24 protein-coding genes are annotated in these 25,507 nt (G+C 59.7%); 12 read left to right on the top strand and 12 right to left on the bottom strand.

Annotated features, from left to right (window positions below; all coding sequences use genetic code 11):
- Positions 1 to 58: 58 nt before the first annotated feature.
- The 4 genes from G5533_RS13485 to G5533_RS13470 are packed head-to-tail and all read right to left on the bottom strand — an operon-like array spanning position 59 to position 3,349.
- Positions 59 to 616 carry a DNA topoisomerase family protein gene (locus G5533_RS13485; protein ID WP_421255739.1) on the bottom strand — a complete coding sequence of 186 codons (558 nt, stop codon included), beginning with the start codon at positions 614 to 616 and terminating at the stop codon, positions 59 to 61.
- Between the two features lie 55 nt (positions 617 to 671).
- On the bottom strand, positions 672 to 1,145 hold the full coding sequence (locus G5533_RS13480) for a DUF494 family protein (RefSeq protein ID WP_227341765.1): 474 nt from the start codon (positions 1,143 to 1,145) through the stop codon (positions 672 to 674).
- Positions 1,138 to 2,253, bottom strand: a complete 1,116-nt coding sequence (gene dprA / locus G5533_RS13475) for a DNA-processing protein DprA (RefSeq protein ID WP_227341764.1) — start codon at positions 2,251 to 2,253, stop codon at positions 1,138 to 1,140. The genes G5533_RS13480 and dprA overlap by 8 nt, the downstream gene beginning before the upstream one ends.
- Before the next feature lies 1 nt (position 2,254).
- Positions 2,255 to 3,349, bottom strand: a complete 1,095-nt coding sequence (locus G5533_RS13470; RefSeq protein WP_421206321.1) for a LysM peptidoglycan-binding domain-containing protein — start codon at positions 3,347 to 3,349, stop codon at positions 2,255 to 2,257.
- Between the two features lie 108 nt (positions 3,350 to 3,457).
- On the opposite strand from G5533_RS13470, the gene def reads away from it, so the two are divergent.
- The 5 genes from def (at position 3,458) to G5533_RS13445 (ending at position 9,283) form a co-directional block, all read left to right on the top strand.
- Entirely contained in the window at positions 3,458 to 3,970 is a 513-nt protein-coding gene (def, locus tag G5533_RS13465) for a peptide deformylase (RefSeq protein WP_216952294.1), read from the top strand.
- A 12-nt stretch (positions 3,971 to 3,982) separates the two neighbouring features.
- The gene (gene fmt, locus G5533_RS13460) at positions 3,983 to 4,927 is read left to right on the top strand and encodes a methionyl-tRNA formyltransferase (RefSeq protein WP_421206319.1); all 945 of its coding nucleotides are present in this window, start codon (positions 3,983 to 3,985) and stop codon (positions 4,925 to 4,927) included.
- Positions 4,928 to 4,987: 60 nt separating this feature from the next.
- On the top strand, positions 4,988 to 6,280 hold the full coding sequence (rsmB, locus tag G5533_RS13455; protein ID WP_421255736.1) for a 16S rRNA (cytosine(967)-C(5))-methyltransferase RsmB: 1,293 nt from the start codon (positions 4,988 to 4,990) through the stop codon (positions 6,278 to 6,280).
- Between the two features lie 87 nt (positions 6,281 to 6,367).
- A complete protein-coding gene (gene trkA / locus G5533_RS13450; RefSeq protein ID WP_005339689.1) occupies positions 6,368 to 7,744 on the top strand; it encodes a Trk system potassium transporter TrkA in 1,377 nt (458 codons plus the stop codon).
- A gap of 96 nt (positions 7,745 to 7,840) precedes the next feature.
- Entirely contained in the window at positions 7,841 to 9,283 is a 1,443-nt protein-coding gene (locus tag G5533_RS13445) for a TrkH family potassium uptake protein (RefSeq protein ID WP_216952300.1), read from the top strand.
- Between the two features lie 239 nt (positions 9,284 to 9,522).
- Here the strand turns inward: G5533_RS13445 and typA are convergent, their stop codons facing one another.
- A complete protein-coding gene (gene typA, locus G5533_RS13440) occupies positions 9,523 to 11,334 on the bottom strand; it encodes a translational GTPase TypA (RefSeq protein WP_106844305.1) in 1,812 nt (603 codons plus the stop codon).
- A 351-nt stretch (positions 11,335 to 11,685) separates the two neighbouring features.
- Between typA and glnA the strand changes: the two genes are divergently transcribed.
- The 6 genes from glnA to G5533_RS13410 all read left to right on the top strand — a co-directional run bounded on the left by glnA (position 11,686) and on the right by G5533_RS13410 (position 18,000).
- Positions 11,686 to 13,095, top strand: coding sequence for a glutamate--ammonia ligase (gene glnA / locus G5533_RS13435; RefSeq protein WP_005339672.1), 1,410 nt, complete (start codon positions 11,686 to 11,688; stop codon positions 13,093 to 13,095).
- A 115-nt stretch (positions 13,096 to 13,210) separates the two neighbouring features.
- Positions 13,211 to 13,792, top strand: coding sequence for a DUF4124 domain-containing protein (locus G5533_RS13430; protein WP_421212419.1), 582 nt, complete (start codon positions 13,211 to 13,213; stop codon positions 13,790 to 13,792).
- Positions 13,793 to 13,872: 80 nt separating this feature from the next.
- A complete protein-coding gene (glnL, locus tag G5533_RS13425; RefSeq protein ID WP_005356202.1) occupies positions 13,873 to 14,928 on the top strand; it encodes a nitrogen regulation protein NR(II) in 1,056 nt (351 codons plus the stop codon).
- Positions 14,929 to 14,937: 9 nt separating this feature from the next.
- Positions 14,938 to 16,356, top strand: a complete 1,419-nt coding sequence (gene glnG / locus G5533_RS13420; protein ID WP_441254889.1) for a nitrogen regulation protein NR(I) — start codon at positions 14,938 to 14,940, stop codon at positions 16,354 to 16,356.
- A gap of 141 nt (positions 16,357 to 16,497) precedes the next feature.
- Positions 16,498 to 17,499: an adenosine deaminase gene (gene add / locus G5533_RS13415; protein WP_236095642.1), complete on the top strand. Its 1,002-nt coding sequence runs from the start codon at positions 16,498 to 16,500 to the stop codon at positions 17,497 to 17,499.
- A gap of 204 nt (positions 17,500 to 17,703) precedes the next feature.
- On the top strand, positions 17,704 to 18,000 hold the full coding sequence (locus tag G5533_RS13410) for a hypothetical protein (RefSeq protein ID WP_421206314.1): 297 nt from the start codon (positions 17,704 to 17,706) through the stop codon (positions 17,998 to 18,000).
- A gap of 66 nt (positions 18,001 to 18,066) precedes the next feature.
- Here G5533_RS13410 and rmuC read toward each other — a convergent pair whose 3' ends face one another.
- Positions 18,067 to 19,407, bottom strand: a complete 1,341-nt coding sequence (gene rmuC / locus G5533_RS13405) for a DNA recombination protein RmuC (RefSeq protein WP_236095644.1) — start codon at positions 19,405 to 19,407, stop codon at positions 18,067 to 18,069.
- A complete protein-coding gene (locus G5533_RS13400) occupies positions 19,404 to 19,619 on the bottom strand; it encodes a hypothetical protein (protein WP_033114762.1) in 216 nt (71 codons plus the stop codon). The genes rmuC and G5533_RS13400 overlap by 4 nt, the downstream gene beginning before the upstream one ends.
- A 140-nt stretch (positions 19,620 to 19,759) precedes the next feature.
- On the opposite strand from G5533_RS13400, the gene G5533_RS13395 reads away from it, so the two are divergent.
- Positions 19,760 to 20,281 (top strand): ferredoxin-type protein NapF, encoded by a 522-nt coding sequence (locus G5533_RS13395; protein WP_216952305.1) that lies wholly within the window; start codon positions 19,760 to 19,762, stop codon positions 20,279 to 20,281.
- Positions 20,282 to 20,334: 53 nt separating this feature from the next.
- Here G5533_RS13395 and G5533_RS13390 read toward each other — a convergent pair whose 3' ends face one another.
- From G5533_RS13390 to G5533_RS13370, 5 genes are all read right to left on the bottom strand, one after another.
- The gene (locus G5533_RS13390; protein ID WP_033114760.1) at positions 20,335 to 20,787 is read right to left on the bottom strand and encodes an Rrf2 family transcriptional regulator; all 453 of its coding nucleotides are present in this window, start codon (positions 20,785 to 20,787) and stop codon (positions 20,335 to 20,337) included.
- 333 nt (positions 20,788 to 21,120) lie between these two features.
- On the bottom strand, positions 21,121 to 21,960 hold the full coding sequence (locus tag G5533_RS13385) for a PfkB family carbohydrate kinase (RefSeq protein ID WP_216979891.1): 840 nt from the start codon (positions 21,958 to 21,960) through the stop codon (positions 21,121 to 21,123).
- Between the two features lie 106 nt (positions 21,961 to 22,066).
- Positions 22,067 to 23,038, bottom strand: coding sequence for a LysR substrate-binding domain-containing protein (locus G5533_RS13380; RefSeq protein WP_033114758.1), 972 nt, complete (start codon positions 23,036 to 23,038; stop codon positions 22,067 to 22,069).
- A 155-nt stretch (positions 23,039 to 23,193) separates the two neighbouring features.
- A complete protein-coding gene (locus G5533_RS13375) occupies positions 23,194 to 23,922 on the bottom strand; it encodes a glutamine amidotransferase-related protein (protein WP_216952309.1) in 729 nt (242 codons plus the stop codon).
- A gap of 86 nt (positions 23,923 to 24,008) precedes the next feature.
- Positions 24,009 to 25,505: a CoA-acylating methylmalonate-semialdehyde dehydrogenase gene (locus G5533_RS13370; protein ID WP_216952311.1), complete on the bottom strand. Its 1,497-nt coding sequence runs from the start codon at positions 25,503 to 25,505 to the stop codon at positions 24,009 to 24,011.
- Between the last annotated feature and the right edge of the window lie 2 nt (positions 25,506 to 25,507).

Here is a 25,507-nt window from a genome sequence, read left to right as displayed (position 1 = left end):
CTCCAAGTGGGGGGGTGAAGTTCACCGAAAACGTTTCAATCCGGTTGCGGCGGCGGGATTATACCTGCTCACTTTGGTGGCCGCATTTCTTTTGCGGACAGACCCAACGCAGCGTTCCCCTCACTTTTTTCTCGACCATGATGCCCCAACCACACGCGGGACAAGGCATGGGGATCGGCTTGTAGTTCACCACATATTTGCAATGGGGATAGCCATCACAGGAGTAAAATTGCTTGCCGTAGCGGGAGGTCCGGCTCACCAGATGACCCTTGCCGCACTCGGGGCAGAGGATCTGGGTATCATCGCTCTCCTGCAGGGATTCGATGTGCTGACAGGCCGGATACTGAGTGCAGCCGACAAACAGACCGTAACGCCCCTTCTTGATCGCCAGCGGCTGTCCGCAATCGGGACAGGCAGAGCCTTCGAGCACCTTTTCGATGTCGCGGCCGGATGGCGTCAGGGAGCGAATGTAATCACAGGCAGGATAGGCAGAACAGCCGAGAAAGGGGCCATGTTTGCCCTGGCGGATCACCAGCTCGGCCCCGCACTGCGGGCACGGCTCGCGCTCGAAGGCATGTTCGTGGGCTGAAAAGAGGTGATGATCGATTTTTGACATGGGCCGCGCCTTGAAATCCAGATGGCCTGAATTCTACCAGCGCGGCACCGGACTGTCAGTGAATGACGCCGTCTGACTCATCAAACACCAGCTCTTCCATCTGCTGGTAGGCATTTTCACTGCCCGGTACGTTGAACAGCACCATCATGACGACCCACTTCAGGTCATCCAGCTCGATATCCGGTTTGTCCAACTCGAGCAGACGCTCGATACAGATCTCGCGGGTTTCGGCATTCAGTACCTGGGCCTGTTCCAGAAATAGCAGGAAGCCGCGGCACTCGGTGCTGAGGCGTGCCAGCTCTTGCGGGGCATAGATACGCATCGAGCCTTGCGCGCTGGCGGCCACATAGACCTCCCGCTCGCTATCATGCAGATTGGCAAGTCGCTCCAACCAGTCGAGCGCCTTGTCGATCTCTTCCTTGTCAAAACCGGCTCGGCTCAACTCGTCGGTGAGTTCATTCTGCTCGACCATCACATCTGCATCGCTGTGGATGTAGGTCTCGAAAAGGTACATCAATACATCAAACATGATTCGCCCTCCTCGCTCTGACGTATCCACCGGCTACCGCCATCACTGCACCGACCAACTCCAGCTCTACCAACCTGCCCAATACCACTTCGACAGGAAGCTGGGTCCGCTCGGCAACGGTATCCACGCTCGTGGTCTCGTAATCTACGTTATCCAACAAATCAGCATAAGGCAATTCGCTATTATGCTGTTGCTCAGATGGTATGGCCGACGGATCTGGCCGTGCGAACCACTCTGGCAACTCTTCCACTATATCGGCCGCACTCAGCACAAGTTTGGCCCCCTGCTGAATTAATCTGTTGCACCCTATCGCCTGGGCGTTTTGCGGGGCGCCGGGTACCGCAAACACTTCGCGCCCCTGCTCCAGTGCATAGCGAGCGGTGATCAGCGAACCACTCTGCTCGGTCGCCTCCACCACCAGAGTTCCCAACGACAGACCACTGATAATACGGTTGCGACGAGGAAAATGTTCAGCCAGCGGCCCTTTATCCGGCGCCAGCTCGGAGATAAGCAAACCACCTTTCTCCAGAATCTGACCTGCCAGTCCCTGATGGCGTTTGGGGTAGAGGCAATCCAGCCCGGAGCCCAACACGGCAAGGGTGATACCACCACAAGCCAGCGCCTGCTGATGGCAAACACCATCGATACCGAGCGCAAGGCCCGAGGTGATGGCGAACCCGCATCTAACCAGTTCGCTACAGAGACGGGACGCGTTATCTTTGCCTGCATAGGTGGGATGACGTGTCCCCACCATCGCCAGCTGGGGTAGCGACAGCGCTTCAAGATCGCCACGGCAGTAGAGCAACAGGGGGGCCGCGGGAATTTCACGCAACAAGGGCGGATAAACAGGGTGATCTTGCGGAATAAGGAGATTGCCAGGTAACGCGGCCCAAGCCAGACTCTGCTCAACAACCGGCGAGGGCCAGCGCAGTTGTTTGATCTGCTCTGACGACAGCCCCATACCGTGCAGCTGTGTTTCATCGCTCTGAAACAGGGCATCAATCGAACCGCCGATCTGCTCCAGCAGCCGAACTGCGGTTACAGGGCCGATTCCGGTAACCGCATTGAGGGTTAACCAGAGCGCCAAGCGCTCATCGGGGTAGTTCACGTCAGAAGTGAGTGACCTGATAACCCGAGCTCACCATGTCCTTGCTCTGCATGATGAGGCCATAACTCAGCTTGTCATACACCTTGAACAACATGACGCGGGCAATCGCTTCAGAGGGCAGTGGTGCCTTCTGGTTGCCACTACTGTAGAACACCTTGTCGTAGACAGAGGAGAACTCCTTGTATTTCACTGCACCATTCTTGGTGACCAGCGCAGCCCCCGGACGCCGAACATCGAGCACATCGCCCGCGGAGAGTTGATCCCGAGCGCCTTTGTTAATCAAGACCACATCAAACTTGCCCCCTCCCCTGGCTTTGCTCGGCAAGTCGATGATGTAGCCAGGGGCAATCGCCGGGGCAGCCTTGGGCATGAAAACCGCAGGCATGTTCTCCTGAGGGGGCAGCTCCATAATCTTGTCACCCTGCAATACTTCACGCTGGTTGTGGGTGAGAGTAACTTCGGTCCGATCACCATCCAGCAGCGCTACCGCACGCACCACGCCTGCAAAGATGGCCTCCTGACCCAAAAGCTCACCTGTCTCGCGATCCTTGTAGACCACCCCGGGATGATAGATGCCATACATCTTGCCCGGTATCAGAGCTCCCTGCACATAGAGGGTGTCCCCCTCAAGCATTCCAATGTGCTTTTCGTCTGAACCCAGCAAATAGGGCAGCATTTTCTGCTGCTGACTGTCGGCCAAAATATGGTCCGTCTGCAAAAAGGGACCTATCTCGCTGAAGGGCAGAGTAGGGATAGGATTTGCCTTGCTCTCATAACGGGTTTTCGGGCCGAGACGGATGACCTGTTTGTCCCCCTGCATCGCTTTGCCCAGCCGGGGCTCACCATTGACCCAGCTCAGGTGCAGCACGTCCCCTGGGTAGATCCAGTGCGGATTGGCAATCTGTGGATTGATGTTCCAGAGCCGGGGCCACAGCCATGGCTCAGAGAGATATTTGCCGGAGATATCCCACAGGGTATCGCCTTTTTGCACTACATAGCTTTCGGGATAACCCGCTTTCAACCTCAGCTGATCGGCCAGAGCAGCTTGGCTCATGGTCACCAGCAGGCAGGTGAGGATGGTTTGCTTCAGATACATAACACTCCCTGTTACCTCTGCGCGCAAAGTGTTGCTGTTTTTTGTCGGCGTAAATGACTAGAATTACGCCAATATTGACTGCATTTATACGAAACTAAAGAAAAAACTATGGCCATTCTAGATGTATTGCGTTTTCCCGATGAGCGTCTGCGTACTATCGCAGCCCCTGTCGAGACCTTTACACCCGAGTTACAACAAATTGTAGATGATATGTTCGAAACCATGTATGCGGAGGAAGGCATTGGCCTGGCCGCAACGCAGGTGGATATTCATCAACGCATCATAGTGATCGATGTCTCTGAAAACCGTGAAGATCCTCTGGTATTGATCAATCCGGAAGTGATCTCCCAGTGTGGCAGCACCGGCATTGAAGAGGGTTGTCTCTCCGTGCCTGGCAGCCGCGCTCTGGTACCGCGCGCTGAGCAGATCAAGATCCGCGCTCTGGATCGCCACGGCAAACCGTTCGAGCTGGAAGCGGACGACCTGCTCGCCATCTGTATCCAGCACGAGATGGACCACCTGATGGGCAAGTTGTTCGTGGATTACCTGTCCCCGCTCAAGCGCCAGCGCATTCGCCAGAAGCTGGAAAAGATGGCCCGTGAAGATCGCAAAGTCCTCTGAGGATCTGCCCCATTGAATAAGCTGAAACTGATTTTTGCCGGTACTCCCGACTTCGCCGCCCGTCACCTGGCGGCGTTGTTGTCTTCCGACCACGAGGTCGTTGCCGTTTATACCCAGCCCGACAAGCCCGCCGGCCGTGGCCAGAAGCTCACCGCCAGCCCGGTCAAAGAGCTGGCACTGGCCCACAACCTGCCGGTTTACCAGCCCGCTACCCTGCGCAAGGAAGAGGCGCAAGCCGAACTGGCCGCCCTTGGCGCAGACCTGATGGTCGTGGTGGCCTATGGCCTGATCCTGCCCAAGGCGGTACTCGATACCCCGCGTCTGGGCTGCATCAATGTGCATGGCTCCCTGCTGCCCCGCTGGCGTGGCGCGGCACCGATCCAGCGCTCAATCTGGGCGGGCGATAGCGAAACCGGCGTCACCATCATGCAGATGGATGTGGGGCTGGATACCGGCGCCATGATCCGCAAGGTAAGCTGCCCCATCGCCGCCGACGAGACCTCTGCCAGCCTCTATGACAAGCTGGCAGAGCTGGGTCCGCAGGCGCTGGTCGACACCATCGATGCCATGGCTGCCGGTGAAACCGCTGCCGAGGCGCAAGATGATGCGCTGGCCAACTACGCCGAAAAGCTCTCCAAGGAAGAGGCCCGCATCGACTGGTCGATGGAGGCTGTTGCCATCGAGCGCTGCATCCGCGCCTTCAATCCCTGGCCCATCAGTTGGTGCGAGGTCGCCGGCCAGACCATCAAGGTGTGGCAGGCCGAGGTCATCGAGCACGAACACGGCCAGAGTGCCGGTACCCTGCTCAAGGCCGACAAGCAGGGGATCGATATCGCCACCGGCAAGGGTGTGCTGCGCCTGCTGACCCTGCAACCGCCCGGCAAGAAGGCGATGTCCGTTTCGGATCTGCTCAACTCTCGCCGCGACTGGTTTGAACCCGGCACGCAATTGAATTGAACTGGATTGAATTGACACAAGCGGGGCCCAGGCCCCGACTTGCGCATCTAAGGTAACTCTATGAAAACACGTGCACAGGCCGCTCTCGTTATTCAACAGGTGCTGGATCAGGGTCAATCCCTCTCCGCTGTTCTGCCTGCTGCCCAGGAGAAGGTCGCGCCTCGCGATCGTGCTCTCCTGCAAGAACTCTGCTACGGCACCCTGCGCTGGCTGCCCCGCCTCGATGCGGCAGTCAACGAGATGATGGACAAGCCGCTCAAGAACAAGAGCCGCATTTTCCACTACCTCATCCTGGTCGGTCTCTATCAGCTCATCTACACCCGCATTCCGGCTCACGCCGCGGTGGCCGAGACCGTCAACGCCGTCAAACTGCTCAAAGGCACCTCACTGCGTGGCCTCATCAACGGCGTGCTGCGCAACTTCCAGCGCAGCGCCGAAGTCATTCTGCTGCGCATCGACCGCGTTCCCAGCATTCGCCTCGGTCATCCGGAGTGGCTCACCAAGCGCCTGCGTCAGGCCTATCACGATGAGTGGGAATTCATCATGGAGGCGAACAACCAACGCCCTCCCATGTGGATCCGCAACAACAGCCAGCGCCAGAGCCGCGATGCCATGCTGGCTCGCATGGCTGAAGTCGGCATCAATGCCGTGGCCGGTGAAGAGAGCGAGGATTGCATCCTGCTGGAGCGACCTTGCGATGTGACCAAGCTGCCCGGCTTCGAGGTCGGTGACTGCTCGGTACAGGATGGTGCCGCACAACAGGCCGCGGCACTGCTCGACCCACAACCGGGTGAGTGGGTACTGGATGCCTGCGCGGCACCCGGTGGCAAGACTGCCCACCTGCTGGAGCGTCAGCCCAAGCTGGCTGGCGTGGTCGCCGTCGATGCCGACGAAAACCGCCTCAAGCGAGTGCAGGAGAACCTGGACCGCATCGGCCTCACCGCCAAGGTGATCCATGGCGATGCCGCGGCACCGGAACAGTGGTGGCCGGAGGGTCAGTTCGACCGCATCCTGCTGGATGCCCCCTGCTCCGCCACCGGCGTCATCCGTCGCCATCCCGACATCAAGTGGTTGCGCCGTGATCAGGACATCCGCGAGCTGGCCGAGCTGCAGCGCCGTATTCTCAATGCCCTCTGGGGCAAGCTGAAAAGCGGTGGCACCCTGCTCTACGCTACCTGCTCCGTCCTGCCGGAAGAGAACCGCGAACAGATCCGTGCCTTCCTTGCCGCGACCAAAGATGCCAAATTGGTACCGCTGCACGAACATGACACCCCGGACTGCCCGGGCCGCCAGTTCCTGCCGGGTGAAGCCGAGATGGATGGCTTCTACTACGCCAAACTGGTCAAGCTCTGAGCCGGGCATGACAAACCTCATTCGGGAGAGCCGCCAGCTCCGTTCTGGCGCTCCCCTTTACTGCCTCAACGTGAGTAGACGTTCCCTATGAAAATCATCATTTTGGGAGCCGGCCAAGTCGGCGGCACCCTGGCCGAGAACCTGGCCGGGGAGAACAACGACATCACCATCGTCGACACCGACAGCGAGCGCCTGCGCGAACTGCAGGACAAGTTTGACCTGCGGGTAGTCAACGGGCACGGCGCCCACCCCAAGGTGCTGCGCGAAGCGGGGGCTCAGGATGCCGACATGCTGGTCGCCGTCACCAACAGTGACGAGACCAACATGATCGCCTGTCAGGTGGCCTACTCCCTGTTCAACACCCCGAACAAGGTGGCGCGGATCCGCTCACCAGCCTATCTAACCGAACGGGATCGCCTGTTCCTGCCGGAATCGGTGCCGGTGGATCACCTGATCGCGCCGGAGCAGCTGGTGACCGACTATGTTCGTCGCCTGATCGAGTATCCGGGTGCCCTGCAAGTGGTTGATTTCGCTGGTGGCCGCGTCGGTCTCGTGGCGGTCAAGGCCTACTACGGCGGCCCGCTGGTAGGTAACGCCCTCTCCACCCTGCGCGAGCACATGCCCAACATCGAGACCCGGGTAGCGGCCATCTTCCGTCAGGGCCGCCCGATCCGTCCGCAAGGCACCACCATCATCGAAGCGGATGACGAGGTCTTCTTCGTCGCCGCCGCGGGCCATATCCGTGCCGTGATGTCTGAGCTGCAGCGCCTCGAGAGCCCCTACCGCCGCATCATGATCGTCGGTGGTGGCAACATCGGCGCCGGCCTCGCCCGTCAGCTGGAGAAGCGCTACAGCGTCAAGCTTATCGAGCGCAACCAGAAGCGGGCGGAGCAGCTCTCCGAACTGCTGGAGAACACCATCGTCTTCTGCGGCGATGCGGCGGATCAGGAGCTGCTGGCCGAGGAGCATATCGATCAAATTGACGTCTTCATCGCCGTGACTAACGAGGATGAGGCCAACATCATGTCGGCGCTGCTCGCCAAGAAGATGGGCGCCAAGAAGACCATGGTGCTGATCCAGCGCGGCGCCTACGTCGATCTGGTGCAGGGTGGCTCCATCGATATCGCCATCTCGCCCCAACAGGCCACCATCTCGGCCCTGCTGACCCATGTGCGCCGGGCCGATATCGCCAACGTCTACAGCCTGCGCCGCGGCGCTGCCGAGGCGATCGAAGCGATTGCCCACGGTGACGAGAACACCTCCAAGGTGGTCGGCAAGACGGTGGGCGAGCTCAAGCTGCCGCCGGGTACCACTATCGGTGCCGTAGTGCGCGGGGATGAGGTGCTGATCGCCCACGATCGTACCAAGATCCAGCAGGATGACCACGTGGTCATGTTCCTGGTGGACAAGAAGTACATCCCGGAAGTGGAGCGGCTGTTCCAGCCAAGCCCCTTCTTCCTGTAACGTCTTCATGCGCACAGGCTGTCAAACCAGACCCGGCTCAGCTCCTCCAAGGGGATGGTCCGGGTCTTTTGTTAATCAACGACCAGGTTATCGAACATGATCAAACTGCGTCCCATTATCTTCACCCTCGGGCTGGTGCTCTCCAAGCTGGCGCTCTTCATGTGGCTGCCCACCTTGCTGGCACTGCTCACCGGGTCAGAGGGATTTGTCGAGTTTCTCAAGTCCGTGCTGATCACCCACGGCGCCGCCCTGCTCTGCCTCCATTACGGCCGCAAGGCGGAGTTTCATCTGGGGGTGCGGGAGATGTTCCTGCTCACCACCTCGGTTTGGGTGGTTGCCTGTATCTTCGGGGCGCTGCCCTTTGTCTTCATCACCCACATCAACTTTACCGACGCCTACTTCGAGACCATGTCGGGGGTGACCACCACGGGCTCTACCGTGCTCTCCGGCCTCGACAACATGGCCCACAGCATCCTGTTGTGGCGATCCATCCTACAGTGGCTGGGGGGGGTCGGCTTTATCGTGATGGCGGTTGCCGTACTGCCCTATCTCAACGTCGGCGGCATGAAGCTGTTCCAGACCGAGAGCTCGGACTGGTCAGACAAAAGCGCCCCGCGTGCCAAGACGGTCGCCAACAACATCGTTGTGGTCTATCTGGTGCTCTCCATGCTCTGCTTCATGGCCTACTGGGCCAGCGGCATGAATATGTTCGAGGCGATCAACCACGCCATGACCACCCTCAGTACCGGCGGCTACTCCACCTCCGATCAATCCATGTCCCACTTCTCCAACTCGGCACACTGGATTGGCACCCTGTTCATGTTCCTCGGCGGCCTGCCCTTTCTACTCTATGTGCAGAGCCTCAACCACAGGGACTACAGCCTGCTCAAGGATGCCCAGGTGCGCGGCTTCTTCTGGCTGGTGGTGTGGGTCACAGTCATCATGACCTTCTATCTGTGGGAGAGAGATCTGTTCGGCTTCTGGGATGCCCTGCGCATCAGCTGCTTCAACATCGTCTCGGTACTCACCACCACCGGCTATGGTCTTGGTGACTTCGGCACCTGGGGGCCGCTCGCCAGCATCGTCTTCATCGTGCTGCTGGCTCTTGGGGCCTGCTCTGGCTCCACTGCGGGCGGCCTCAAGATCTTCCGGGTACAAGTGGCCTTTGCCCTGTTCAAGAAGCAGATGCGCCAACTGATGCACCCTTCCGGCGTATTTCCCCAGAAGTACAACGGCCGGACAGTCAATGACGCCATCATCCGCTCAATGATCTCCTTCGTGCTGGCCTACTTCGCCATCATTCTGATGATAGCCGCACTGCTGGGCGCCATCGGGCTTGACCCCCTGACAGCCATATCCAGCTCCATCACCGCCGTTGCCAACGTCGGCCCGGGCATGGGCCCGGTGGTCGGCCCCAGCACCAACTTTGCCAGCCTGCCGGAATCGGCCAAATGGCTGCTGTCATTCGGCATGCTGCTGGGACGACTGGAGATCCTGACGGTCGCCGTGCTCTTCTTCCCCTCCTTCTGGCGCCAGTAACGCTCACCGTAAGCAAGCAAAAAGCCGCAGCGTTCACCCGCTGCGGCTTTTTTATCTCGTCCATCCCCACGACTTTCCCTCAACGCTCATCAGCCCCATTACCGGTGGCCTGAACGACCTCATCGGCATGGCCAGAGCGGATCACAAGCATAAAAAAACGGACCCAAACCAGAGGTTTGGGTCCGTTTATCAGTGAACCGTCAGCGGCCGCAAGGGCTGCCGAGACTCAGCACATGGCATTAACCACGGCCAGAGCGTTTGCGATCCAGCTCGGTCAGCAATTTCTTGCGGATACGGATGTTCTTAGGAGTCACTTCTACCAGTTCGTCGTTGTCGATGAACTCGAGAGCCTGTTCCAGAGTCATGCGGATCGGCGGAGTCAGCACCTGAGCTTCGTCGGTACCGGAGGCACGCATGTTGGTCAGCTGTTTGCCTTTCAGGCAGTTAACAGTCAGGTCATTGGAACGGGAGTGAATACCGATTACCTGGCCTTCGTACACCTCGGTCGCGTGACCGATGAACAGACGACCGCGGTCTTGCAGACCGAACAGGGCGTAAGTCAGTGCCTTACCGGTTGCGTTGGAGATCAGCACACCGTTCTGACGCTCACCGATGCTGCCACCCTTATGCGGACCGTAGTGGTCGAAGGTGTGGTACAGCAGACCGGTACCGGAGGTCATGGTCATGAACTCGGTCTGGAAGCCGATCAGGCCACGGCTCGGGATCATGAAGTCCAGGCGGACACGACCCTTGCCATCCGGGGTCATGTTGGTCATTTCGCCTTTACGCAGACCCAGCTGCTCCATCACGGAACCCTGGTGCGCTTCTTCAACGTCCACAGTCACAGTTTCGAACGGTTCTTGCAGTTCGCCGTCAACAGTACGCAGGATTACTTCCGGACGGGATACCGCCAGCTCGTAACCTTCGCGACGCATGTTTTCGATCAGGATGGAGAGGTGCAGTTCACCACGACCGGATACGCGGAACTTGTCCGGATCATCAGTCTCTTCCACGCGCAGGGCCACGTTGTGGACCAGCTCCTGGTTCAGACGCTCCAGAATGTTGCGGGAGGTCACGAACTTGCCCTCTTTACCGGCGAACGGTGAAGTGTTGACCTGGAAGGTCATGTTCACGGTCGGCTCGTCAACGGAGAGCGGCGGCAGGGCCTCAACGGCACCGTTGTCACAGATGGTGTCGGAGATTTTCAGCTCGCCCAGACCGGTGATAGCGATGATGTCACCCGCTTGCGCGTCGGCAACTTCAGTACGGGACAGACCCAGGTAACCCAGCACCTGACCGACTTTACCATTACGGGTCTTGCCGTCAGCACCAACGATGGTGACTTGCTGGTTGGTCTTGACGCGACCACGAGTGATGCGGCCGATACCGATAACGCCCACGTAGGAGTTGTAGTCCAGCTGGGAGATCTGCATCTGGAAACCACCTTCGGCATCAGCCTTCGGCGCTTCAACGTTGTCAACGATGGCCTGGAACAGCGGCTCCATGTTCTCGGACTCGACGTCCTGATCCATGGTGGCCCAACCGTTCAGTGCAGAGGCGTAAACAACTTTGAAATCCAGCTGTTCGTCAGTCGCGCCCAGGTTGTCGAACAGGTCGAATACCTGATCCATTACCCAGTCAGGACGAGCACCCGGACGGTCAACCTTGTTGATGACCACGATCGGCTTCAGACCCTGAGCGAACGCTTTCTGGGTCACGAAACGGGTTTGCGGCATCGGGCCGTCTACGGCGTCAACCAGCAGCAGCACGGAGTCAACCATGGACAGTACGCGCTCTACTTCACCACCGAAGTCGGCGTGACCCGGGGTATCAACGATGTTGATGCGGTAGTCATTCCAGCGGATCGCAGTGTTCTTGGCGAGAATGGTGATGCCACGTTCCCGTTCCAGATCATTGGAATCCATGATCCGTTCCTGGCCTTCCGTGGAGCGGTCCAGGGTGCCGGACTGCTGCAGCAGCTTATCAACCAGAGTCGTTTTGCCGTGGTCAACGTGCGCAATAATCGCAATATTGCGTAAATTCTCTAACATTCTCGCCTCAATCACCGGGTAAAATTGGGCGCTAATTGTACTCTTGCCTTTGTGATCTGCCTAGCAGAATTGCAGTACATTCGCGCATAACAACAGATCTGGATCATAGACCTCTCTGACAAACCCTGCTTAGATGGGCGGTGACCGTATTTCGCGCACCATTACAGTGCACCAAAACGATCCACCATCGCACTAAATTGATGCAACGCGAGTCGAGATCGCCTGATTTTGGGGAGCCTCTTCAGCGAGATTGCCCTGAAATCAAGCTGTCACAAACTTGGCACGATACTGGCTTATGTGAATACGACGACGCATTCACCCAGAGAGTTTTAACACCGGAGGTTACTTAGCATGTCAGCCCAGAACGTTTTGGCCCTGATCCAGGAACACGAAGTCAAGTTTGTTGATCTGCGCTTTACCGACACCAAGGGTAAAGAGCAGCATGTATCCATCCCTGCTCATCAGGTTGATGAAGATTTCTTCGAAGACGGCAAGATGTTCGATGGTTCCTCCATCGGCGGCTGGAAGGGCATCAACGAATCCGACATGGTACTGATGCCGGACGCAGCCTCCGCCAAGCTGGACCCGTTCACCGAAGAGACCACCCTGAACATCGTTTGTGACGTACTGGAGCCTGCCACCATGCAGGGCTACGACCGCGATCCGCGCTCCATCGCCAAGCGTGCAGAAGATTTCCTGAAGTCCAGCGGCATCGCTGACACCGTGCTGTTCGGGCCGGAGCCGGAATTCTTCATGTTCGACAACATCACCTTCTCCAACACCATGGGCCACAGCTTCGTGAAAATCGAATCTGAAGAAGCCGCATGGAACTCCGGCACTGCCTATGAGCATGGCAACAAGGGTCACCGTCCGTTCGTGAAAGGCGGTTACTTCCCGGTTGCACCGGTCGACTCCTCCCAGGATATCCGTGCCGCCATGTGTCTGGTGCTGGAAGAGATGGGCCAGGTCGTTGAAGCTCACCACCACGAAGTGGCCACTGCCGGTCAGAACGAGATCGCTACCCGCTTCAACACTCTTACGCTGAAAGCAGATGAAGTACAGGTACTGAAGTACGTGATCCACAACGTGGCCCACGCCTACAACAAGACCGTCACCTTCATGCCGAAACCCATGTTCGGTGACAACGGCTCCGGCATGCACTGCCACCAGTCTCTGGCCAAGAACGGCGTCAACCTGTTCGCCGGGGACCTGTATGGCGGTCTGTCCGAGATGGCGCTGCACTACATTGGCGGTATCATCAAGCACGCCAAGGCCATCAACGCCTTCGCCAACCCGACCACCAACTCCTACAAGCGTCTGGTTCCGGGTTATGAAGCACCGGTCATGCTGGCCTACTCTGCCCGCAACCGTTCTGCCTCCATCCGTATCCCGGTGGTACCGAGCCCGAAAGCTCGTCGTATCGAAGTGCGCTTCCCGGATCCGGCTGCCAACCCGTACCTGGCCTTCGCAGCCCAGCTGATGGCCGGTCTGGACGGTATCATCAACAAGATCCATCCGGGCGATGCCATGGACAAGAACTTGTACGACCTGCCGCCGGAAGAGGCTGCAGAAGTGCCGACCGTTGCTGGCTCTCTGGACGAAGCCCTGGCAGCTCTGGATGCTGACCGCGAGTTCCTGACCCGTGGCGGCGTGTTCAGCGATGACTTCATCAACTCCTATCTGGAACTGAAACAGCAGGATGTTGACCGTGTGCGCATGACCCCGCACCCGCTGGAGTTCGAACTGTACTACTCCGTCTAAGTCGCAGCAGACAGCCCATTTAGATTGGGGCAGCTTGCCGAATCGTGACAAAACCCGCCAGATGGCGGGTTTTTTCTCTGATAGGATTAAGCAAGATACCGTCAAGGAGAGATGGATGAACAAGATACATGGCATAGGAGCAATTACCCTCCTGTTACTGACCTCATTCAGTACTCATGCGGCCAAGGTCTACTCCTGGGTCGATGGCAATGGCATTACCCACTACACGGATGCCCCTCCTCCCGGCAAAAACGTAAAGGAGGTGGATCTGCGGGCTGCTCCCCTGCTGGGTAGCGCCCCCAGCTCGGTACAGGTAGACAACTTCAACAGCCTGACTGGCGCCGATGTCAAGAAGGAGCAGGAGGCGGCCAAACTGGTGATCGAGCTGCTCTCCCCTGAACAGGGCAGCACCCTGCGCGACAACACAGGCAATATCGTCTTTCAGGGTCAAATCAGCCCCAAACCGCCAACCCAGTATGATGTGCGCCTGACTCTGGATGGCAAGGCAGCCCCCATCGTCAGCAACAGCCTCTCTATCCGGGTCGAAAATGTCGATCGCGGTGCCCACGAAGCTCAGCTCGAGCTGCTCGCCAAAGACGGTACGATCCTTGCTAAATCTACACCAGTCACCTTTTACCTGCATAGAGCGACCGTGACTCCGGCTCCCAAACCCACCCCCAAAGCCAACCAAGGGTGATATAGCGCACCGATGCGGGTAAACTCTATGCACCATATCGGTGCATAATAGGTGTGTAGCACCGTTTTAGGGAGAAACCTGTGCCAACCCGCTCGGACAACGCCAAAACACTCTTGGATAATTTGCTGACCGCCGTGATCCTGATGGATGAACGGCTCTGCATCCAATTCGTCAACCCGGCGGCTGAACAGCTGCTCTCCCTCAGTGAACGCCGGCTGATCGGCATCGAACTGCCTCATCTGCTGGAACATATCTCCCTCGATTTGCAACGGCTCAAGCAGTGCCTCGTTTCAGGGCAAGGCTTTACCGATAGCGAAGTGACTCTGGTGGTAGAGGGAGAACCGCGACTGGTGGAGCTGAGCGCTACCCCCATGGCCGACCACGAACAGCGTCTGCTGGTCGTGGAGCTGCGCAAGATCGACCAGCAGAAGAAGATCAGTCAGGAGCAGCAGCAACATGCCCAGCAGCTGGCGGCCAAGGAGCTGGTGCGCGGCCTGGCACACGAAATCAAGAATCCCCTCGGCGGCCTGCGTGGCGCGGCCCAGCTGCTGCAAAAAGAGCTGCCCGACCCGGCGCTGCGCGAATATACCGGCATCATCATCGAACAGGCCGATCGGCTGCGGGTACTGGTCGATCGCCTGCTCGGCCCCCAGCGCCCCGGCCGTCACCAGATGCACAATGTCCATTCGGTACTGGAACAGGTACGCCGACTGGTGGAGCTCGAACTCCCTCCCTCTGTTCGCATCGAGCGGGATTACGATCCCAGCATCCCCGAATTCGAGATGGAGCCGGATCAGCTGCAGCAGGCGTTTCTCAACATAGTGCGCAACGCCGCCGAAGCACTGGGCGATCAGACCGGGCTTATCCGTATCAAGACCCGCACCGCGTTCCAGATCACCATCCACGGCCAGCGCTACCGGCTGGCGGCGGAGATCAAGATCATCGACAACGGCCCCGGCATTCCCGATGCCATTCGCGACACCCTGTTCTACCCCATGATCACCGGCAAGGAGGGGGGAACCGGGCTCGGCCTCTCCATCGCCCAGAACCTGATCGACCAGCACAAGGGGCGGATTGACTGCATCAGCTGGCCGGGTCACACCGAATTCACCATTTTTCTACCGCTTCGCAAGTAAGGGAACCCCATGACCGCCAAAGTGTGGATCGTCGATGACGACAGTTCTATCCGCTGGGTGCTGGAGCGCACTCTCGGCAGCGAAGGCTTCAACTGCGAGAGCTTTGCCGATGGCGAAGCCCTGCTGCACGCCCTTGAGCTGCGATCGCCCGATGTCATCCTCTCCGATATCCGGATGCCCGGCATCGATGGTTTGAGCCTGCTGGAGCAGATCCACCGCCGTCAGGCCGATCTGCCCATCATCATCATGACCGCCCACTCGGATCTCGACAGCGCGGTCAACGCCTACCAGCGCGGCGCCTTCGAGTACCTGCCCAAACCGTTCGACATCGACGAAGCCGTGACCCTGGTGCGCCGCGCCGAGAATCATCTCAAGGAGCAGCGCACCAAGCGCAAGTCTCGTCAGCAAGAAGCCACCGCCACTCCCGAAATCATCGGTGAGGCACCGGCGATGCAGGAGGTGTTCCGCGCCATAGGCCGCCTGTCACGCTCCAGCATCTCGGTGCTGATCAACGGTCAGAGCGGTACCGGCAAGGAGCTGGTCGCCCACGCCCTGCACAAGCACAGCCCGCGCGCCCACAAGAACTTTATCGCCCTCAACATGGCGGCTATCCCGAAAGATCTCATCGAATCCGAGCTGTTCGGTCACGAGAAGGGGGCCTTCACCGGCGCCAACAACATCCGCCACGGCCGCTTCGAGCAGGCCGACGGTGGCACCCTGTTTCTCGACGAGATCGGTGACATGCCGCTGGATGTGCAGACTCGGCTGCTGCGGGTCTTGGCCGATGGCCAGTTCTACCGGGTCGGTGGCCACCAGCCGGTGCAGGTGGATGTACGGATCATCGCCGCCACCCACCAGAATCTGGAGAAACGGGTCGCCGATGGCGAGTTTCGCGAGGATCTGTTCCACCGTCTCAACGTCATCCGCATCCACATCCCCGCCCTCAAGGAGCGCCGTGAGGACATCCCCCAGCTGGCACGTCACTTCCTGCTGCGCGCCGCCAAAGAGCTGAACGTCGAGGCCAAGAGCCTGCCCCCGGATACCCAGGCCTATATCAGCCGCCTGCCCTGGCCGGGCAACGTGCGCCAGCTGGAGAACGTCTGCCGCTGGCTTACCGTGATGGCCTCGGGGCAAGAAGTGCTGGTCGGCGACCTGCCTGCCGAGCTGCTCACTCCCATCACCCACAACGCCGAACCGGGCCAACCGGCGTTGCCCGGTTGCTGGCAGCAACAGTTGCAAGAGTGGGTGGCCAGCAAGCTGGCGCTGGGAGAGACAGACATCCTGGCAGATGCCATGCCTCAGTTCGAACGGATCATGCTGGAAACGGCGCTGGAACACACCCACGGCCACAAGCAGGAGGCGGCGCGCCTGCTCGGTTGGGGTCGCAACACCCTGACCCGCAAGCTGAAGGAACTCGATCTCTCCTGAGTCCCGGGGAAAAACGATTCCCATCACGCCCTGACAAATCACCGCCCGCCAGAACCCCGTTTAACGATAAACGGGGTATCTTTTTTGAAAGCCCCGCCTAGAATGGCAGGCTTTCAAACCTGACTCGACGAGGGCGCCCCCATGATTGACAGATCTCTCCCCCTGACCGACCTGCACCGCCATCTGGACGGCAACATCCGCCCGCAAACCATCCTCGAGCTGGGTCGCCAACACAACATTCAGTTGCCCGCCTTCGAGCTGGAGGCGCTGCGCCCCCACGTACAGATTGTCGAGAACGAGCCGAGCCTGGTCGCCTTCCTGAAGAAGCTGGACTGGGGTGTTGCCGTGCTGGCCGACTATGATGCCTGCCGCCGGGTCGCCTACGAGAACGTGGAAGATCTGCTGCGCGCCGGTATCGACTATGCCGAACTGCGTTTCAGTCCGGCCTATATGGCGATGGCCCACAAGCTGCACCCGCAGGGCGTGGTAGAAGCCATCATCGACGGCGTGGCCGCGGGCAGCCGCGATTTCGGTATCAAGACCAACCTGATCGGCATCATGAGCCGCACCTTCGGCACCGAGCAGTGCAATCGGGAGCTGGCCGCCTGTCTGGCCCACCGCGACAAGCTGGTCGCCATCGATCTGGCCGGTGACGAGCTGGGTTTCCCGGGGGAACTCTTTGTCGATCACTTCCGTCAGGTGCGCGATGCAGGCATGCGCGTCACCGTACACGCAGGTGAAGCCGCTGGCCCCGAGAGCATGTGGCAAGCCATTCGCGAGCTGGGCGCCGAGCGTATCGGCCACGGCGTCAAAGCGATTCAGGATCCGGCCCTGATGGCCTATCTGGCCGAGCACCGCATCGGCATCGAATCCTGCCTCACCTCCAACGTCCAGACCACCACAGTGGCGAGCCTGACCGAACACCCGATCCGCCAGTTCCTGGCCGCTGGCGTGCTGGCTTGCCTCAACACCGACGATCCGGCGGTGGAAGGGATCGACCTGCCCCACGAATATGAAGTGGCCGCTCCGGCCGCCGGCATGACCGCGAGCGAAATCCGCACCGCCCAGCAGAACGGCCTGACCCTGGCCTTCCTGAGCGATAGCGAGAAAGCCGAGCTGAGCGCCCGCGCCGCCAGCCGCTGATCCACACCGGCACTGCAAATAGAAACGGCCCACTTCGGTGGGCCGTTTCTATTTGCCTGTTACATGGTCAGACATAAAACCAAAAGCCTCACATGACGAATTCGCCAATGAAAAACCATTATAAACAATGAGTTGAGCAATACTCCAAACTCCCTCATTCTAATTGCGTAACCGTGAGGTTACTTCTTACAAAGAGGGTTTTTGATGGATATTACACCAGATATTGTTGGGCACTTCCGCGCTTCGTTTTTCGGTCAATTCGGTAAGGAAGATACATACCCTACCGAGAAAGTTATCTTCGCCTTGCAAGAAGCGAGCTATGAGACAGGGGGTAGCCGTTGGGGGGAATATGGATCGCAGACATTAAAACAACGAGGGATGTTTTATCTCGCAGCTCATATATTGACTCAACCAACCAGTGCAGTTCTAAAAACAACCAGCTTTGGCCAGCAATACCAAAAACTCAGAAGACGAGTGGGAATGGGAGCCATCGCCTGTTAACAAAGTTAAATGGCAAAAGGCCCAAACCGGGGTTGGACCTTTTGCGGATGGCGATGCAGGGAAAAACTACTCCCGCTCCTTGTCGCGTTCCAGCGCGCGCTCAACTAGCGGCTCGGGTAGGCTCTTTGTTACCTCCACCCCCAGCTCGCGGAAACGCTCGACCTGCGCAATCAGGTTGCCACGGCCGTTGACCAGCCGTCCCATCGCCTTGTCGTAGCTCTCCTGCGCCTTGTGCAGGCTGCCGCCCATCTGCTGCATCTCCTCGACAAACAGCCGCAGCTTCTCGTAGAGGCGACCGGCCCGTTCGGCAATCTGGCGGGCATTCTGGTTCTGCCGCTCGTAGCGCCACAGGTTTTCGATGGTGCGCAGAGCCACCATGAGATTGGTGGGGCTCACCAGCAGGATATTGTTGTCGAGACCGTAACGCACCAGCGAGGGATCGGCCTCCATCGCGGTGAGGAAGGCGGGCTCCACCGCCACGAACATCAGCACATAGTCGAGGGTGCGCACCCCGGGCAACTGCTGATAATCCTTGCGGCCCAGCTCGCGGATGTGGTTGCGCACCGAGGCGACGTGCTCTTTCAGCGCCACCGCCTTCTCCAGCTCGTCCCCGGCGTTATACCAGCGCTCGTAGGCGGTCAGCGACACCTTGGCGTCGATGATGATGTCTTTTTCCTGCGGCAGGTGGACAATCACATCGGGCTGGTAGCGCTTGCCCTTCTCCACCTCGATATTGACCTGGGTGTGGTACTCGTGGCCCTCGCGCAGGCCGCATTCGCTGAGGATCCGCGCCAACACCACTTCCCCCCAATTGCCCTGTTGCTTGCTGTCGCCCTTGAGGGCGCGGGTCAGGGCCGCAGCCTCTTCGGTCATACGAGCATTGAGCTCGGCGAGGCGCTCCAGCTCGAACTTGAGGCTGTGGCGCTGGGCCGTCTCCTGGGCGTGGGTCTCCCCCACCTGACGACGAAAACCCTCGAGCTGCTCCTTGAGTGGCGTGAGCAGCAGATCGAGGCTGCTCTGGTTGAGTTCACGGAAGTTGCCGGAGTTTTGCTCGAAGATCCGGTTGGCAAGGTTCTCGAACTGCTGGCTGAGGCGCTGCTCCGCCTCCTGTTGCAGTTGCAGCTTCTCGGCGGCAGCCAGCCGCTCGCTGCGCAGGGTCGCTTCCGCATCCTTGAGTCGGGCGGTGAGTTTGATGAGCAGGGTCTGCTGCTGATCCAGCTTCTGCTGGCCCTGCATGCGCTCATCCTGCAACTCGTCGAAGCGATCCTGCAACGCTTGATGCCGCTCCTGCGCCAGCATCAGCTCCTGAGCCTGTGCCGTGGCGGCCCGTCGCCCGATCAGCCAGCCAAGCCCGAGGGCCAGCACGGCGGCTGGCAGCAGGATGACCCAGAGCCCGGGCTCGATCATTTACGGCTCCGCTGGCGCAGGAAGAGTTCGAGATAGCGGTTGGCCAGCAGCCAGAGCAGCACGTAGATGAGGTAGGCGGCGAGCACCACCCACTTGTGGCTGTTAACCCCGGTATCGAGCTCGACGAACTCGATGCCCTTGATGCGGCAGTAGCCCCACATCAGCAGGGGAAAGATATAGAGCAGGGACGAACGCCAGAGAAATAGCCACATATGTTTTCATTCAACCACGTAAAAAGACCCGCCTAGCTTACACAAGGGCAACTGCGCTTGCGATCCTGACGGCCGCTATTCTCTGGCCTGCTTCCCGAAACTTCGATAAAATTAACCCCTAATAGGTATCAGGGGCGAGCATGACTCACTATTTCCTCCGTTGGCTGACACAAGGTTGGCAAGCTTCCCGCAAGCCCGCAGTGGTTTGCCATGAAGCGCGCCCGCCATGGGCCATCGAGGAGTCCCAGTACCTCTCCCTCTGCAGCCGCTGTGGCGAGTGTTTCAAGGCCTGCCCGCGCGGTCTGCTCAAACCGGCCACCCAGGAGGAGTACGAGGGGAGCCCCATCGCCGGTACGCCGGTACTCGATCTCGCCTGTGGCCAGTGCAGCTACTGCGGCAGCTGCGCCAGAGCCTGTCCCACCGGCGCCCTCGACCTGCAGCTGGGTCGTCAGGTGCAGACCCGGGTGCAGATTGAAGAGAGCTGTCAGGCACGGCAGGGCTTCTACTGCCTGCTCTGTGAAGATGCCTGTCCCCAGCAGGCAATCAAGGCCACAGCCGATGGCATCAACGTCAACATGGATGCCTGCAATGGCTGCGGCGCCTGCGGCCTCGCCTGTCTGCACGGCGCCATCACCCTGATCCGCCAGCCGGGCAATCGCTGACAAACAAAAGGGGCCATCAGGCCCCTTCTATATCTGTTCTTGCTTCCTGCCCATCAGGCCATCGCCAGAATTGACTCCTGCTCGATGCCCAGCAGATGGCAGAGACGGTTCGGATCGCGCACCGCATCGGCCAGGGTGTACTCACCCAGCACTTCGAGGAAGGCGTTCATGGCGCGGCGCAAAATGCCCTGAATGCGGCAGCCACCGGAGAGACGGCAGTTCTCGCGCTTGCAGTCGACCGGACAGAGCACGTGCTCCATATCCATCACCACATCGCGCAGGTTGATGGAGACCGCGGAGCGACCGAGGCGGATACCGCCATGCTTGCCACGTACCGTCTCGATGTACCCCTTGATGCCGAGCTGGTGCACTATCTTGACCACGTGGTTGCGAGAGATGCCGAAGGTATCGGCCACTTCGGTAATGGTCGACAGGCGATCGCCCGGCTGCACCGCCAGGAAGGTCAGGGTACGCAGGGCGTAGTCGGTAAATCGTGTCAGTTGCATGGTCGCACTTGCCTCTTACTACAAGCCAGGAATCAGGACGACAACATTGAGCTAAGAGGCAGGAGACAACCGGTTTGCCTCTGTTCGCCATTGGTTCGCCAGAGGAGGGGCCTGTCTCTTAATCTGAGTTGCGGAGTGACAAGGTTAAGAGCAGCACAACCGGGTGTCGATGAAGATGCACATAAATCGACACTTTCTTTGATTGATCGCAAACTTGCCGGGTTAGCCCGGCGTTTACCTCCATTCTGGCGGCTAAATTTCCCGAAATTCCTCACCGCCGCACCCAACAGACAAGAGGGGAAATCTCCCTTCGAACAGTGAATAAACGGGGCGTCAGTGCGGCTGTTTCAGCCAGTTTTTCAGCGCGACCGATGGGATGGAGCTCTCGGAGGCGACGGCAAACGCCCCCCAGTCCACCGCGCACTGTAGCGCATCCTTGATCGCCATGCCGCGCGCCAGGCCATGGATCAATCCGCCAGCGAAAGCATCCCCTGCTCCCGTGGTATCGACCACCGAGACTGGCCGCGCGGCGACCCTAATCTGCTCGTCGCCATGGATGGCCACCGCCCCCGCCTTCCCTTCGGTCAACACAAGCCATTCAAGCTGCTCACCCGCCAACTGGCGGGCATGTTGCCAGGGGTCACTTACCTCGCCGAGATCGGAGCGGGAGGCCACCAGCACATGGCAGGGACGGCGCGCTTGGCCGCCCTTGGGATACTGGGCCAACACAAAGCTCTTGCCGAGCATCTGGCGCATATAACTGATGATGGCGGTGCCGGGATAGTTCACGTAGAGGCAGTCGATCCCCTCCTGTGGCAGATCACCGGGCAGATCGGGACGACGGGGACGGCGAAGTATGGTGCGCTCGCCGGTGGAGTCCACCAGGATCAGCAACTCGCCGGTCTCGCCGCCAAAGCGCTCCACATGGCTGCAATCCAGCCCGTAACCGGCCGCCTGCTCCAGCAGCCAGTCGCCGGTCTCGTCCAGCCCGATGCGTGAGGCAATGGTCACCTCGTGACCCGCCCACACCAGCCCGATGCCGGTATTGGCGGCACCACCTCCCAGCCTGCGTCCCTGATCCACGTATTGCAGCCGGGCCCCCGCCACCAGCGGTTCGGAGAGGGAGAGCACATGATCACAGTTGAGATTGGCAAGCAGCAGAATACGTGACATAGAGACCTCGGACGATGGAGATAGCCCAAAAGAGACAGGCTGAACCCCGAGTAGAGCCCAGCCTGACTGAAGAGACAACCGTAAGCGATCGGTAATCCGATCGGGATCAATAGATGGGCAGTTCCACCCCGGCCAGCAGCTCGTCGATGCGCGCCTGGGTCGGTTGTTGCATCACGCTCTGGATCACCTCCTTGGTGAGGTGAGGCGAGAAAGAGCTGATGAAGTCATACATGTAGTTCTGCAGCAGAATGCTCTTGCTGAAGCAGATTTGGGCCGGACAGGGCTTGAACAGGTGCTCCAGATTGATGGAGACCAGCCCGGGGCTGTCGGTGTCGTTGGCCACCAGCGAGGAGATGATGCCGATGCCAAAGCCCAGCTCCACATAGCGCTTGATCACTCCGGCATCCATTACCGTCATGTAGTAGCTCGGGGTCAGCCCCGCCGCCTGAAACACCTCATCCTGCACCTGCCGACCGGTGGCACCGCTCTCGTAACTGAGGATGGGGTAGTGGCAGAGCTGCTCCAGGGTCGGCTTCTTCACCTTGGCCAGCGGGTGATCCTGCGGCACCACCAGCGAGAGGGTCCAGAGGTAGGCGGGCAGCGCGATCAGCTCCTTGTCGAAGCCAATTTCGTGGGCAACGATGGAAAAATCGGAGTAACCCTTGCTGATCTGCTCCTTGCTCGCCGACATCACCGGATGGAGGTGGAACGAGATTTTGGGGTACTTCTTGGTGAAGTAGGTAACCGACTTGGGCAGCAGATAGCGGGCGATAGTGTGGGTAGTGTGAATGTTGAGGGTGCCCACGGTCGGATCCAGATACTCACGGGAGATCGCCTTTATCTTGCTCTCGATGTTGAGCATCGCCTCGGCACACTTGATGATCTCCTCGCCCACCGGGGTGATGCGGTGCAGATGCTTGCCACGGCGCTCGAAGATCCGCACTCCCAGCTCGCTCTCCAGCAGGCCGATCTGCTTGCTGACCCCGGGCTGGCTGGTATAGAGCGCATCGGACGCCACCGAGACGTTGAGGTTGTGGTCCCGGATCGCGATCAAGTACTTCAATTGCTGTAGTTTCAAGGCTTCACCCTCTCAAGCTGGTACGGCGATCACGCCAGACAAACAGGCCGCCACAAAGGGCGGCCAGTGTATCATCCGATCCCGACATCGCAGCGCTTGATCCTTCATTTTGCTACAAAATCTAGCACCCGAAGGGGGTCGCTGACAAACCGGGCTCAGGCTGCGCCGGCCCGCAGCGGCAGGATCCCCAAAAACTGCAGCAACCACTGCATCATGGTGGTCGAATCCACCTCTCCCTCCAGCGAGGAGAGGCTGCTCTGGTAACGCTCGTCGGGTAACAGGCCTCGGCGCCGCTCGATCAGCGCCCGGTTGTACTCCACCGAAAATTCCGGATGTCCCTGAATGGCAACTATGTTGTTCCCCTGCAGGAACATGAAGTTGGGGCAAAAATCGTTGCCCGCCAGCCGGGTCGCTCCGGGGGGCAGCAGGGCCACCTGATCCTGATGACTGGCCAGAATACGGATCTGATCACGAGACGGCGCCATCCAGGGCTCATCAGCCAACATGGGGTGCACCGACACTCCCAGCCCCCACCCCTTGGTAGACTTCACCACCTCGCCCCCCAGCGCCTGGGCGATCACCTGATGACCAAAACAAATCCCGGCCAGCTTGACGTCGGCATCATGGGCCCGACGGATCCAGCCACGCAACGCCTTGATCCAGGGAATATCGCTATAGGCATCGTGGCGCGAGCCGGTGATGAGCCAGGCATCGCACTCGTGCAGATCCTCCGGCAGCTCCCCATCGATGGCTGACCAGACCCGAAACTCCAGCTCGGGTGCCAGCGGCTGAAACCCCCTGATAAACATCTCGGAGTAGACGGGGCCAAAACGATCCGCCAGATCGGGATCCAGCCGGTCACAATCGAGAATTCCCAATCGCATCTGTTGCTCCTTTACAGAAGTGCCCCCGCAGACCAGCGATCTGCGGGGGCAAGAGAACTAAATCATGGTGGTGAGCCCTGGGCTCATCACTTCATGGTTGGCATGGAGAATTCGGCACCACTGCGCAGGCTCTGGGGCCAGCGCGCCGTCACCGTCTTCATCCGGGTATAAAAGCGAACCCCATCCGGCCCGTGCATGTTGAGCGGCCCGAAGATGGAGCGCTTCCAGCCGCCAAAGCTGTGAAACGCCATCGGCACCGGAATGGGAACGTTCACCCCTACCATACCGACCTGTACCCGCGCCGTGAAGTCCCGCGCGGTGTCGCCGTCGCAGGTAAAGATGGCGGTGCCATTGCCGTACTCATGTTCATTGATGAGTCGCAGCGCCGTCTCGTAGTCCGGCACCCGCACAATGGAGAGCACGGGGCCGAAGATCTCCTCGCGATAGATGCGCATCTCGGGGGTCACCTCGTCAAACAGGCAGCCACCGATAAAGTAACCCTCGTCGTGGCTCAGCGTGCGACCATCGACTCGCAGCGCGGCCCCTTCGGCCACCCCCTGATCCACATAACCGCGCACCTTGGCCAGATGCTCCTTGCTGATGAGCGGCCCCATCTCGTTTTCCGGGCTCTGGCCCAGCCCCGGGCCCACCCGCAGCTTCTCAACGAGCGGTTTCAGTTTGGCAACCAAGGTATCGGCGGTCTCGTCACCCACTACCACGGCTACCGAAATGGCCATGCAGCGCTCGCCCGCCGCCCCATAAGCAGCCCCCATCAGAGCTGAGACCGCCTGATCGAGATCAGCATCCGGCATCACCACCATATGGTTCTTGGCGCCGCCCAGCGCCTGCACTCGCTTGCCGTGGGCCGAGGCGGTGGCATAGATGTACTGGGCGATGGGGGTGGAGCCGACAAACGACACGGCGCCGACCCGCGGGTCGGTCAGCAGCACGTCCACCACCTCCTTGTCACCGTTCACCACGTTGAGCACGCCGTCCGGCAGACCGGCCTCCTTGAGCAGCTCGGCCATCCGCAGCGAGAGAGAGGGATCCTTCTCGGAGGGTTTGAGAATGAAGGTGTTGCCGCAGGCAATCGCGACCGGGAACATCCAGAGCGGCACCATGGCCGGGAAGTTGAACGGGGTGATGCCGGCGCAAACCCCGACCGGCTGCATCATGGAGTAGCTGTCTACCCCGCGACCGACGTTGAGGGAGTGCTCCCCCTTGAGCAGATGGGGAATGCCGCAGGCAAACTCCACTACCTCCAGCCCGCGGGTCAGCTCACCCTGCGCATCGGAGAAGACTTTGCCGTGCTCGCGGCTGATGAGCTCGGCCAGCTCGTCCCTGTGCTGCTCCATCAACTCTTTGAAGCGGAAAAAGACCCGAGCCCGCACCAGCGGCGGGGTTTGCGACCAGTCGGCAAAGGCGCGCTCGGCGATGGCGATCGCCTCCTGACACTCGGCGGCGCTGGAAAGCCCAACGCTCCCCTGCTGCTTGCCGCAGGCTGGGTTGAAGATGGCGCCCTGGCGCTCGCTACGACTCTCCTGCGGCTGGCCGTTGATGAAGTTGCTGACCCTGTATGTCATGT

The sequence above is a fragment of the Aeromonas sp. A600620 genome, assembly GCF_029479985.1.
GTDB lineage: Bacteria > Pseudomonadota > Gammaproteobacteria > Enterobacterales > Aeromonadaceae > Aeromonas > Aeromonas veronii_A.
This window is presented reverse-complemented; position numbering and strand designations above follow the sequence as displayed.

Bases quoted from the DNA above. Each gene is read 5' to 3' on its own strand.
- G5533_RS13485 (WP_421255739.1), bottom strand. From the start codon at position 616: ATGTCAAAAATCGATCATCACCTCTTTTCAGCCCACGAACATGCCTTC.
- G5533_RS13480 (WP_227341765.1), bottom strand. From the start codon at position 1,145: ATGTTTGATGTATTGATGTACCTTTTCGAGACCTACATCCACAGCGAT.
- G5533_RS13470 (WP_421206321.1), bottom strand. From the start codon at position 3,349: ATGTATCTGAAGCAAACCATCCTCACCTGCCTGCTGGTGACCATGAGC.
- def (WP_216952294.1), top strand. From the start codon at position 3,458: ATGGCCATTCTAGATGTATTGCGTTTTCCCGATGAGCGTCTGCGTACT.
- rsmB (WP_421255736.1), top strand. From the start codon at position 4,988: ATGAAAACACGTGCACAGGCCGCTCTCGTTATTCAACAGGTGCTGGAT.
- trkA (WP_005339689.1), top strand. From the start codon at position 6,368: ATGAAAATCATCATTTTGGGAGCCGGCCAAGTCGGCGGCACCCTGGCC.
- G5533_RS13445 (WP_216952300.1), top strand. From the start codon at position 7,841: ATGATCAAACTGCGTCCCATTATCTTCACCCTCGGGCTGGTGCTCTCC.
- typA (WP_106844305.1), bottom strand. From the start codon at position 11,334: ATGTTAGAGAATTTACGCAATATTGCGATTATTGCGCACGTTGACCAC.
- glnA (WP_005339672.1), top strand. From the start codon at position 11,686: ATGTCAGCCCAGAACGTTTTGGCCCTGATCCAGGAACACGAAGTCAAG.
- G5533_RS13430 (WP_421212419.1), top strand. From the start codon at position 13,211: ATGAACAAGATACATGGCATAGGAGCAATTACCCTCCTGTTACTGACC.
- glnG (WP_441254889.1), top strand. From the start codon at position 14,938: ATGACCGCCAAAGTGTGGATCGTCGATGACGACAGTTCTATCCGCTGG.
- add (WP_236095642.1), top strand. From the start codon at position 16,498: ATGATTGACAGATCTCTCCCCCTGACCGACCTGCACCGCCATCTGGAC.
- G5533_RS13410 (WP_421206314.1), top strand. From the start codon at position 17,704: ATGGATATTACACCAGATATTGTTGGGCACTTCCGCGCTTCGTTTTTC.
- rmuC (WP_236095644.1), bottom strand. From the start codon at position 19,407: ATGATCGAGCCCGGGCTCTGGGTCATCCTGCTGCCAGCCGCCGTGCTG.
- G5533_RS13400 (WP_033114762.1), bottom strand. From the start codon at position 19,619: ATGTGGCTATTTCTCTGGCGTTCGTCCCTGCTCTATATCTTTCCCCTG.
- G5533_RS13395 (WP_216952305.1), top strand. From the start codon at position 19,760: ATGACTCACTATTTCCTCCGTTGGCTGACACAAGGTTGGCAAGCTTCC.
- G5533_RS13390 (WP_033114760.1), bottom strand. From the start codon at position 20,787: ATGCAACTGACACGATTTACCGACTACGCCCTGCGTACCCTGACCTTC.
- G5533_RS13385 (WP_216979891.1), bottom strand. From the start codon at position 21,960: ATGTCACGTATTCTGCTGCTTGCCAATCTCAACTGTGATCATGTGCTC.
- G5533_RS13375 (WP_216952309.1), bottom strand. From the start codon at position 23,922: ATGCGATTGGGAATTCTCGATTGTGACCGGCTGGATCCCGATCTGGCG.
- G5533_RS13370 (WP_216952311.1), bottom strand. From the start codon at position 25,505: ATGACATACAGGGTCAGCAACTTCATCAACGGCCAGCCGCAGGAGAGT.